This is a genomic window from Bacillus sp. MM2020_4 (assembly GCF_011250555.1).
Taxonomy (GTDB): Bacteria; Bacillota; Bacilli; order Bacillales; family Cytobacillaceae; genus Neobacillus.
The window spans coordinates 1-11,959 of the sequence record NZ_JAANMZ010000075.1 but is presented as its reverse complement, the minus strand read 5'-3'; the positions used below and the strand labels follow the sequence as shown (position 1 = coordinate 11,959).

10 protein-coding genes are annotated in these 11,959 nt (G+C 40.0%); all 10 read left to right on the top strand.

Translation table 11 applies throughout. From position 1 onward, the window contains the following. The first annotated feature begins 753 nt into the window (after positions 1-753). Positions 754-2,298, top strand: a complete 1,545-nt coding sequence (locus G6554_RS24535; protein ID WP_481747939.1) for a glutathione ABC transporter substrate-binding protein — start codon at positions 754-756, stop codon at positions 2,296-2,298. 274 nt (positions 2,299-2,572) lie between these two features. Next, a complete protein-coding gene (gene nikB, locus G6554_RS24530) occupies positions 2,573-3,496 on the top strand; it encodes a nickel ABC transporter permease (RefSeq protein WP_166246717.1) in 924 nt (307 codons plus the stop codon). 12 nt (positions 3,497-3,508) lie between these two features. Beyond that, entirely contained in the window at positions 3,509-4,405 is an 897-nt protein-coding gene (locus G6554_RS24525) for an ABC transporter permease (RefSeq protein ID WP_166246716.1), read from the top strand. Positions 4,406-4,420: 15 nt separating this feature from the next. After that, entirely contained in the window at positions 4,421-5,410 is a 990-nt protein-coding gene (locus G6554_RS24520; protein WP_166246715.1) for an ABC transporter ATP-binding protein, read from the top strand. Further along, positions 5,403-6,374, top strand: coding sequence for a dipeptide ABC transporter ATP-binding protein (locus G6554_RS24515; RefSeq protein WP_166246714.1), 972 nt, complete (start codon positions 5,403-5,405; stop codon positions 6,372-6,374). Before G6554_RS24520 ends, G6554_RS24515 begins: the two co-directional genes overlap by 8 nt. Positions 6,375-6,405: 31 nt before the next feature. Beyond that, positions 6,406-7,281: a sugar phosphate isomerase/epimerase family protein gene (locus tag G6554_RS24510; protein WP_166246713.1), complete on the top strand. Its 876-nt coding sequence runs from the start codon at positions 6,406-6,408 to the stop codon at positions 7,279-7,281. Between the two features lie 49 nt (positions 7,282-7,330). Then, positions 7,331-8,389 (top strand): Gfo/Idh/MocA family protein, encoded by a 1,059-nt coding sequence (locus tag G6554_RS24505; protein ID WP_166246712.1) that lies wholly within the window; start codon positions 7,331-7,333, stop codon positions 8,387-8,389. A 3-nt stretch (positions 8,390-8,392) separates the two neighbouring features. After that, positions 8,393-9,280, top strand: a complete 888-nt coding sequence (locus tag G6554_RS24500) for a sugar phosphate isomerase/epimerase family protein (protein ID WP_166246711.1) — start codon at positions 8,393-8,395, stop codon at positions 9,278-9,280. Positions 9,281-9,467: 187 nt separating this feature from the next. Continuing rightward, positions 9,468-10,622 (top strand): ROK family transcriptional regulator, encoded by a 1,155-nt coding sequence (locus tag G6554_RS24495; protein WP_166246710.1) that lies wholly within the window; start codon positions 9,468-9,470, stop codon positions 10,620-10,622. A 27-nt stretch (positions 10,623-10,649) separates the two neighbouring features. Further along, a complete protein-coding gene (locus G6554_RS24490) occupies positions 10,650-11,657 on the top strand; it encodes an asparaginase (protein WP_166246709.1) in 1,008 nt (335 codons plus the stop codon). Positions 11,658-11,959 lie beyond the last annotated feature (302 nt).

The window sequence follows — 11,959 nt, the reverse complement described above, 5'->3', positions numbered from 1 at the left end:
ATGATTCTTTTAGCCTTCTTCGTCTTAGTTGCTGGAGCAAATGCCGGTAAATTCGGTGTAGATCGATATGTAATGCCCTATGTACGTAGGAACTTTGCAGCTAAAGGACATCATAAACAAGGCACAACAAGTGTTTAATGACTAGATAGCGACTGAGTGGAGACATTATTGTTTCCGCTCTATTTTCTTTTAAAGATTTGACTTTCAATTGTCTGTGAAATACAAAAAACACGCTGAGCACACATTCAGCGTGTTTCCTCTTTTCTAGGAATTTATATCCTTTTCAAGAACATCGATATTTTATAAAACTATCAATAATAAAAATAAAAAGTATAAAGTAAATCCATAAGATTTATATTATTCTAAAAATTCTATTGAAAACGTTTTAATTGGAAGTTATAATAATTTTAACGTTAAAAAGTGGTAGTTATGGCCTGTTAGGTCGTGAATAAAATAGGATTGTTGTCTATTTTTTTATTCAATTAATTTCACCACTGGAGAAATTAATTGAAATAAGTTGTAATTTTAGGGAATTCATGGCCAACTCCATCGCGGATTAATAACACAAAGAAAATAAATACTTGGATTTTCGATTGCTTTTAACAATCTGTTTGCATGAATAAGACATTGCTAGAGGTAATCAGGATCATATACATTCAAAGGTATCACTAGTAAAGAGAACAGCGGGATCAACATACCTGAGAAAAAATAATATGAGGGGGAAATCAATTGAAGAAGGCACACTTTTGGAAAATGCTGATGTTAGTCGCACTCTCAGCCGTATTGATTGTTGGATGTTCCAGCAAAGAAAGTGCGGGGGAAAAGAAAGAAGGAAGTAAAGCAGCTGCAAAGGAAATGGTTATAGCGGTAAATGAAAACTTTATTTCCATGGACCCGCATAATACAGGAGATACCAACTCCAATTCCGTACAATCGGCTATGCTTGAAGGTCTATTAGGATTTGACCCGGATGGTAAGGTCATGAAAAAGCTGGCCGAGGATTACAGTATTAGTGAAAATGCCATGGAATATACATTTAAATTACGCCAAGGTGTAAAGTTTCATGATGGCGAAGCATTCAATGCAGAAGCTGTTAAAGCAAACTATGAAAGAATTATGAAGGATGACAGTCTGCGTTTAAATAGCCGTGGATTTAATCTGATTACGAGCATTGATGTCATTAATGAATATGAAATTAAGATCACCTTAAAAGAACCTTATGCAGGGATGCTAACCAGATTTGTATCGGCTAAGATCATTAGTCCAAAGCTTATAAGTGAAGGCAAAGACAAAATCGGGAAAAACCCAATTGGTACTGGACCGTTTAAATTTGTGGAGTGGGTTCAGGGTGACCATTTGACAGTAGAACGCTTCGACGAATATTGGGATAAAAAGGACCGTGTACAGAAAATCTCGTATAAACCGGTTCCGGAAAATGGATCTCGTGTAGCAATGTTAAAAACGGGCGAGGCCCATGTCATCTATCCGCTGCCAAGTCAAAACATTAAGGAATTGGAAAGCACAAAGGATGTAGAGGTTGAAAAGATTCCATCAACCATTGCGAATTATGTATCGATCAATACGATGAAAAAACCATTCGATGATCCGCGTGTCCGTCAGGCAATGAACTATGCGGTAGATAAGGATGCCTTTATTAAGGTAGTGAAAACAGGATTTGGACTGCCATTAGACTCCATTCTTCCTAGCAAAACGCTTCATTATGCTAAGCAGGAAGTGTATGACCAAAAAATTGAAAAAGCAAAGCAATTATTGAAAGAGGCAGGACTTGAAAAGGGATTTAAAACAGAAATTTGGGGTAATACCAACTCTGATACGATGAAAGGGATGCAGTTCATCCAACAGCAATTAAAAGCCATTGGTATTGATGTGGAAATTAAATCAATGGAAGAAGGTACTTTATCTGACGAGATTTATGGTGCACAAAAACCGGAAGATACAAAATTACAAATGTGGTATGTAAGCTGGTCAGCTTATCCTTCTGATACAACCAATGCTACAAAGCCGTTATTCTATAGTGGCTCATTCCCTCCTAATGGAGCAAATACTGCTTACTATAAAAATGATCAAGTAGACCAATGGATTGAGGAAGTCAACAAAACGGCTGATCAAGGAAAACAAGCAGAGATTTATGGCAATATGCAATCCACCATTTATAAAGATGCACCATGGATTTTCCTAGGTGTGGATGAAATTTTGGCAGGTAAACGAAAAAATGTGGAGGGTGTAGTCATTACCCCGGATGGTGGAATTGACGTTACCGATGCAAATTTAAAGTAGAGTGTAAACATCAGCAAACGTCGTAAGAAAAGAGGCGGAGGGATTCATCCCAAAGCTTCTTTCCTCCTTTAGAAGGGATCTTAAAATTTCGACTTTGAGAAATGTCCAGCTCCAGCAACCTAGCGACTAGTGTCCTTCGCTCTCCGCCCTACGATAAGTCAAACACGAATGCGCCTCCGGCTCTTCGTGTTTCCTTTATCTCAGTTGGAGCGCTCCAGGCCATACGCCGCTGACAAGGGCGCTTGAGCTTTTCTTAAGAAAGGGGTTATCAATAGTGCTCCAGTTTATTATTAAAAGAGTTTTAGAAATGATACCTATTATCTTCATCGTTTCAATTTTAATCTTCTTTTTTACCCACTTAATTCCGGGGGATCCGGCACGTTTGGTTGCAGGTAAGGATGCTTCATTAGAAGAGGTATCCATCATTAGAGGAGAGCTTGGTCTAGATAAACCGATTTGGGAACAATATGCTACCTACATGGGCCATCTATTTCAGGGGAATTTAGGTACCTCACTGAAGACGGGCCTGCCTGTAATGGATATGTTCGTTGATCGCTTTATGCCCTCCATTTATTTGACATTATTCAGTATGGTCTGGGCCTTAATCATTGGTTTGGTGATTGGTACTCTATCAGCCGTTTTTAAAAATAAATGGCCAGACTATCTCGGAATGGTTACGGCTGTCTCTGGAATCTCTTTACCGGGCTTTTGGTTAGGGTTAATCCTCATTCAACTATTTTCCGTCCAGCTCGGATGGTTTCCAACAGGCGGCGCGGATGGGTGGAAAAGCTATGTTTTGCCTTCCATCACATTGGGAGCGGGCATTATGTCCATGCTTGCCCGATTTACTCGATCCTCTCTTCTTGAAACACTGAAAGCGGACTTTATTCGTACAGGACGGGCAAAAGGACTAAGGGAGTCTGTTGTTATACCCAAACATGCCCTACGAAATTCTTTAATTCCTGTTGTTACCATTGCGGGTTTGCAGTTCGGTTTTTTATTAGGAGGATCGGTCGTTGTTGAAACGGTTTTTAGTTTTCCAGGAATGGGGCGCCTGTTAATTGATTCCATTTCATTTAGGGATTATCCGGTTATTCAAGCTGAATTATTACTATTCTCCGTTGAATTTATCATCGTCAATTTAATTGTAGATATTTTATATAGTTATCTCAATCCGAAGATCCGTTATGTAGCTTAAAGGAGGGTAGTCATGGAATTATCCAAAGTAGTAAATCAGAACAGCACTGTTAAACACAAGAAAGAGTATTCACCGCTAAAAGAATTTTGGAAAAGTTGGAAACGGCAGAAGACTGCGTTTTGGGCGAGCTTTTTTATTCTTCTGCTGATCCTGATTGCTATTATTGGCCCTTACATAGCACCTTATGATCCATATAAGCCTGATTATAATACCTTGTTACAAGGCCCCAGTAAGCATCACATCGCTGGTACGGATGAATATGGGCGCGATATTTTTAGCCGATTGTTATTTGGTGCAAGAATCTCGCTTAGTGTTAGTTTTCTTTCCGTCTTTTTAGGAGCCATATGCGGTACTGTATTAGGTTTGATCAGCGGCTATTTTGGCGGCTGGTTGGATCGGCTGATCATGAGATCGAGTGATGTCATGTTTGCCTTTCCTGATATCCTATTAGCCATTGCTATTATTGCGATTTTAGGACCTGGCTTAACAAATGTCGTTATCGCGGTATCGATTTTCAGTGTCCCCTCCTTTGCAAGATTGGTTAGGGGAGCCACGCTTGAGGCAAAAGAAACCGTCTTTGTTGAGGCAGCTAAATCGATGGGTGCATCTCATTTTCGCATTATGTTTCAGCATATTTTGCCGGAAACCCTTGGCAGTCTAATTGTGTTTGTGTCGATGAGAATCGGAACAGCGATTTTAGCTGCCTCGAGTTTAAGTTTCCTTGGTTTAGGCGCAAGCCCGGAAAGCCCCGATTGGGGAGCGATGTTAAGTCTCGGGCGTGATTATTTAGGTACATCGACACATATCGTCATGATGCCGGGTATTGCCATCTTTTTAACTGTTTTGGCTTTTAATATCATTGGCGATGGACTCCGTGATGTACTGGATCCTAAAACGAAGAATGAGTAAGGGAGTTTGAAAAGGATGGAAAAGCTGCTACAGGTAGAAAGGCTTGAAACGGAATTTACGAAGGATAAACAAAAACTCAAAATCTTACACGGAGTGAACTTTCACATTCGTAAAGGTGAGGTTCTCGGGCTGGTTGGTGAATCTGGAAGTGGAAAAAGCATTACATCCCTTTCCATCATGAAATTATTTAAAGGAACGAGCGGAAAAATAAGCAATGGAAGCATTCACTTCAATGGGCAGAATTTAACCACTCAAACAGAGGCGGAAATGAGAAAGATTCGTGGAAAACAAATTGCAATGATTTTTCAAGAGCCAATGACTTCTCTTAATCCCGTCATGAAAATTGGTGAACAGTTGCTCGAGCCGATCCGCCTCCATTTAGGTTTTGAAGCGAAAAAGGCAAAGGAGCATGCCATCTCTATTTTAAAAAAGGTAGGGATTCCAAGAGCGGAAGAGATCATGAGTGAGTATCCACATCAATTATCTGGTGGGATGAGGCAAAGAATCATGATCGCCATGGCGATTTCCTGTCACCCGCAACTGTTAATTGCGGATGAGCCAACGACAGCCCTTGATGTGACTATTCAGGCTCAAATATTAGACTTAATGAAGCAGCTTAAACAAAAAGAAACCATGTCAATGCTATTGATTACTCATGATTTGGGCGTAGTGGCTGAGATGTGTGATCGAGTTGTTGTGATGTACGCTGGAAAAGTAGTGGAGGAGGCAGATGTCTTCGATTTATTTGAAACCCCTAAACATCCCTACACAATAGGGTTAATCGGTTCTGTTCCAAAGCTTGGCCAAAAAAAGGAGAAGCTTGATTCTATTAAAGGAAACGTACCAAATCCAAGTGCTTTGCCAAAAGGATGTAAATTTGCTCCAAGATGTAACGCAGTCATGCCGATCTGCCATCAAGAAGAGCCGCATGAGATGAAATTTAAAAATAGCCAATCTTGCAGCTGTTGGCTGTATCAGGAGGAGAGGAGGGGCTTTGGTGTCTAGTACGCTATTAAAAGTTGATGGGTTAAAAAAGTCATTTTCAATACCTGATGGCATGTTTGGGAAAAAGAAAATGTTAAAAGCAGTCCACGATGTATCTTTTAATATTCCGGAGGGGAAAACGTTTAGTCTAGTGGGTGAAAGCGGTTGTGGAAAATCAACAACAGGACGACTGATTTCGCGCCTCCTTGACCCAAGTGAAGGGGAAATATGGATTGACGGGGAAGAGGTTTCGCACAGAAAAGAAGCGCAATTAAAAACAATGAGAAAAAAGGTGCAAATGATTTTCCAAGATCCCTATGCCTCTTTAAATCCGAGAATGAAAGTCCGAGATATCATAGCTGAACCACTCGCTATCCATACAAATCTATCAAGGACCGAACGATATCAACAGGTTTCAGAAATATTGGAAATTGTAGGTTTAAGTGAGTACCATGCGAATCGATATGCCCATGAATTCAGCGGTGGCCAGAGACAACGGATCGGGATTGCCCGTGCCCTTATTTTGAAACCGAAGTTGATCATTGCGGATGAACCTGTGTCCGCATTAGATGTCTCCATTCAAGCGCAAATACTAAACTTGTTAAAGGATTTGCAAGCTGAATTTCATTTAACCTATCTATTTATTTCTCATGATTTAAGCGTGGTGGAACACATAAGTGATCATATTGGGGTTATGTACCTTGGGACCATTGTTGAATCTGGACCGAAAGAGGTTATTTTCTCTAATCCAAAGCATCCCTACACAAAGGCATTATTGTCATCCATTCCGATTCCGGATCCAAGGTTAAGAAGAGAAAGAATTATTTTACATGGTGATTTGCCAAGCCCGGTGAACCCGCCAACGGGATGCCGATTCCATACACGTTGTCCTATGGCGACGGATCTTTGTAAGGTTACAGAACCTTCTGTTCAAAAGGATGAAGTAAAGGGCCATATGGTAGCCTGTCATTTCGTAGAATACTAGTTTTTAATAAAATATACAGGAGTGATTATTCATGAAAGTTGGATTAAGTACTTATAGTTTAGTGAGAGAATTACGAGCAGAAACCATGACTATTTTAGATGTTATCCAATGGATTGCTGATAATGGCGGGGAACATATGGAGATTGTACCGTATGGTTTTACGGTTGTAGATCATGAGGCATTGGCCGATCAAATAAGAGAGAAAGCTGCCTCTTTGGGGATTGAGCTATCTGCCTATTCCTTCCCTGCTAACTTTGTTCAAGAAACAGAGGAAGCTTTTACTGAAGAAGTAGAACGGATTAAAAAACATGTTGATATTGTGAACCGTTTAGGAATTAAGATCATGCGTCATGATGTAACTGCATTTACGTTAAGGCCGGAAGAAATGACGATTCATTATTTTGAAGAGCACTATGAAAAAATGGTAAAAGGAAGTCAGTTGATTGCTGATTATGCCGCACAGTATCGTATTACCACTACAATTGAAAATCATGGGTTTAATGTGCAAGCTAGTGACCGTGTGCAAAAGGTCATCCATGGGGTGAACCGTGATAATTTTAAAACTACGCTTGATGTGGGAAATTTCCTTTGTATGGATGAAGACCCGCTTGTAGGCGTTAAGAAAAATCTACAATATGCTGCTACAGTTCATTTGAAAGATTTCTATATTCGCCCTTACTATGAAAACCCAGGCGGTGGCGAATGGTTTAGAACAGTCAATGAAAACTATTTACGTGGAGCTATAGTTGGTCATGGTGATTTGAATATTCGTGAGATTTTAAGATTGGTTAAAAGCTCAGGCTATGATGGATATTTAACGGTAGAATTTGAAGGGATGGAAGATTGTAAGGTGGGGTCAAAAATTGGGATGGAGAATGTCCGAAGATTGTGGAATGAAGTTCAGTAGTTAATAACCGCTAACTAGGGTAATTTTTAGCCTCGAAAGGAGAATCAATATGAAACTATTACAAGTTTGTGTAATTGGTGCTGGTTCCATTTCTGATCAGCATTTTCAAGCCTATCAGAAAAACCTGGATGCTGTTTTATATGGTGTTTTTGATTATTCAAGGGAGAGAGCGGAAGAAAAGGCACAGAGGTATGGGATTGAACATGTGTATAATTCTTTAGAAGAGGTATTTAACGATCCTCAGGTAGATGCCGTAAGTATTTGCACATGGAATAATACCCATGCTGAAATTTCTATCGGCGCGTTAAAAGGGGGAAAGCATGTTTTAGTAGAAAAGCCATTATCGATGACGGTAGACGAAGCCGTGAGGGTTGAGGAAGCGGTACGAACATACAACAAAACATTACAAGTGGGTTTTGTTAGAAGGTTTGCGACAAACACGAAGGTACTAAAATCGTTTATTGACAGTGGGAAATTAGGGGAAGTCTATTATGCTAAAGCCTCGTGCTTACGTCGTTTAGGGAACCCAGGTGGATGGTTCGCTGATAAAGAACGCTCCGGTGGAGGTCCATTGATTGATCTAGGTGTACATATTATTGATATTTGTTGGTATCTAATGGGGCGCCCAAAGGTGAAGTCCATTTCCGGAAATACGTATCATCAGCTAGGAAACCGCGGGAACGTGGAGAATTTACGATTTTATAAGACTGCAGACTATGATAAAGGGAAAAATACGGTTGAAGATGCTGCCAATGCTCTGATCACATTCGAAAATGGTGCTTCCTTGCTTGTTGATGTTTCGTTTACCCTCCATGCTAAGAGAGATGAAATCCAGGTAAAATTGTTTGGAACGAAGGGAGGAGCTGAATTAGAGCCGGAATTGGTTTTAATTGGTGAAGAAAATGATACCGTCATTAACATTCACCCTCAGATTGATCACCTGAGCTTTGACTTCACTAACGCCTTTCAAAACGAAATTGATTCCTTTGTCACATGCTGTTTAACGGGAACAAAACCACTAGCACCTGTTGAAGATGGTGTTGAGATGATGAAGATCTTGGCGGGGATCTATGAAGCCTCTGAAAAGAAGTGTGAGGTGGTCTTTTAACAGATGTCCACAATAAAGATGAGCAATAAAATTGGAGTTATTGTCGATAGCCTCCGGCTGCCGCTTCGTGATGGGCTGAAAGCAGCAAAGGAATTGGGAGCAGAAGGTGTGCAAATTTATGCTGTTACTGGCGAAATGGCACCAGAAAATTTAAGTGCGGCTTCCCGCAAGGAGTTAAAGACATATATCGAAGCATTAGGACTAGACATCTCAGCACTTTGTGGGGATTTAGGAGGCCATGGATTCCAGGATGCCCAAAAAAACATGGAAAAGATTGAAAAGTCAAAACGAATTTTAGATCTGGCAGTAGAGCTGGGAACGAATATCGTCACGACCCATATCGGTATTGTACCGGAGGAAATGGACAGTCCTGTTTATGAAGCAATGCAAACCGCTTGTGAGGGATTGGGCATTTACGCCAGAAGTATGGGGGCCTACTTTGCGATTGAAACAGGTCCCGAAACAGCTTCACGATTAAAATCCTTTTTAGATACTCTAAGTACTAATGGTGTTTCCGTTAATTTTGATCCAGCCAATATGGTGATGGTTACCGGGGATGACCCTGTGGCCGGAGTTAGGCTTCTCAAAGATTACATCGTCCATACACACGTTAAGGACGGGATTCGAATAAAACCAGTAGATCCACGTGATGTGTACGGTGCCCTCGGTTACGGTGCCGGTACAGACCATGAAAAAATTGCCCAAATGGTTGCTTCTGGTGAGTATTTTAGAGAATTACCGTTGGGTAAGGGGGAAGTTGACTTTCCGGCTTACTTTAAAGCCCTAAAAGAGATTAAATATGAAGGCTATTTAACAATAGAGCGTGAGGTCGATACCAATCCAGTTCAAGATATCTCTACGGCAATCCAATTTATAAAAGGATTTCGATAAGTCTATCTTGAAGATTGCTTATGTTTCTCATCCATCCAAGGGAGTCCCATTAACGATTCCCTTCAGATGGATCGGAAAGGTTTGAAAAATGATGAGGATGCCTCATGAGCTAAATAGGATTCTAGTTGAGACATCATCATGATTTTTTAAGAGTTACTCAATTTTTATGAAAAAAGGAATGTAAACAATGGAAAAACAAGATCAGCTTTTAATGAAAAAACAAAATAAAAACTTAGTCCTGGATATTATTAAAAACAAATCGCCTATCTCTAGAACGGAAGTTGCGAAAGTAACGGGAATGAGTCCAACCTCCATCACTAGAATTGTCAGCGAGTTACATTCCCAAGGGTTTGTAAGAGAAACGGAACTGGTTACATCTGGAGTAGGAAGAAAGGCAACCTTACTGGATGTTTGTGAAGATGTTCTTTATACCATTGGGGTAGAAATCGATAAACTTATTATTAAAATCGGCATTGTCGATTATGTGGGGAAAATAGTGGCGTGGCAAACTATTACGCGTGATGAAGTAGAGAGTTATGACGAAACGCTTATGAAAATAAATAGAGGTATGTGTTATTTAATTGAAGAGCATCAACTTCCCTCAGAAAAAATCATTGGTATTGGAGTAGGTCTTCCAGGTTCCATTGATTATATGAATGGTTTGGTAAAAATATCGGATCAGCTTAAATGGAAACATGCACGCCTAGCATCTGACCTGAAGCAGCTTACTGGATTTGATGTCATTATTGATAATGAATTAAAGATGAAAGTTATCGCTGAAAATTTTAAGGGAATGGCAAGGGATTCACAAAATGCTGTTTTGGTTGGTATTGGATCAGGCATTGGAGCAGCCATCATCCTAAATGGAGAAATTTATCGCGGAGATTCTAACAATGCCGGCGAGATTGGCCATACGGTCATTGACCCAACGGGGAATGTCTGTAATTGTGGAAAGATTGGCTGCCTTGCCACTTATATTTCTGAAGGTGCCATTATTGCCGATAGCAAGAAGATAAAAAATATCCAGTCGATTGATGAGGTTTTTGCTGCCTATCGAAAACGAGATTCGTGGGCTATCAATATTATGGACCGAACGACGACGTATATCGCTCTTGCACTGAGCAATATTTTGTGCCTTTATAATCCGGAAGTCATTATTCTAAGCGGAGATACGATCGAAAAACTTCCAGAATTAAAAGGAGAAATAGAGCGAAAATGTGAGTTGTATATTTGGGAGCCAATAAAAGATACATTGAAAGTGGTTTATTCAGGGTTAAGCAATCAAGGGGTTGTACTTGGAGCAGCGCTTCAGGTGCAAAATTCCATGTTAGATTTAGATTGAAACTTTTACTCGGGAGATGTATACGAGATGAACTATGTGCCATTAGTTGAAGAAACACGGGCCGGACTGGTTGAAAATGTGCATTTTGGGATGATTTGCGGTGTTAATGATCAATTACAAACAGTCTGCCATGCAGGAAATCAGGACCATTATACATTTTATCGATCAGCATCAAAGCCCATTCAGGCCATCCCAGTTTTTTTATCGACGATTATTTCTAAATATGGCCTAACAAGGCAAGAAGCTACCTTATTTACTGCTTCGCACAGAGGGGAAAAGTATCATATTGATGCCCTTGAATCGATGTTGTCCAAATTGCCCGTCGAAGAAGAGGAATTATTTTGCCCACCTTCGTATCCTTTAAATGTAACACCTCGGGAGGAAATGTTACGAAAAAATAAGGAAAAAAGAAGACTCTACCATAACTGCTCAGCTAAGCATATGGGCTTTGTTAGTGTTTGCCGGGAGCTTGGATATCCGGTTGAAGGATATTGGGAGGTAAACCACCCACTTCAACAGCAAATATTGATGATCCTTTCCGAATTATCTGAAGTGCATGTTTCTGATATTACCATTGGAAAAGATGGCTGTGGTGTCCCTGTCTTTGCCATCCCCTTAAAAAATATGGCGATTACCTATTTAAAATTAGCATGCCCGCATTTAATCCAAGATCCACTGCTTCAAAAGGCGGTTAAGGACATGACGAGCGTGATGAATGAATATCCGCTGATGGTAGCTTCAGAACAATTTATTTGTTCCATTTTGCTTCAAGATTCAAATATCATCGCTAAAGGCGGGGCGCAAGGGGTTTATTGCTTCGGCTTGAAAAATGAAAAACTTGGCTTTGCCTTAAAAGTCCTAAACGGTTCAGAAGATGTATGGCCATCTATCGTAGCATCGATTCTGGAACAGATAAACTATCACAATAAGGAAACCATAACAAGACTAAGAGAACTAAAACCATCCATAATAAAAAATGATGCAGGAAATCAAGTAGGAGCTATCAAAGAAACGTTTTTATTAATTCAGGAGTGAAACGGGGACTGACGGTTCTTTTGCTTTATTATAAATATGGGTTCAGTTTTCGCTGCGTAGTCAGCGGGACTGAACCCTTTTTATTTGGATATTCTACATCCCTTTGAGATAGTTTTCAACTGTCTAAGGAGGTATTAGATGTTGATTTAACGGTAGTTCACAATTACTTCAAGATTTTGTTGCTAATTTGTGAAAAGTATCACAAACATCTTTCTTACCTTTGGAAAGGTGATAATATATAAGTGTAGTCAGAAACAAACAAGATCTTGTAAAAACTTATATTAATCCTAAGGGAGATGGAG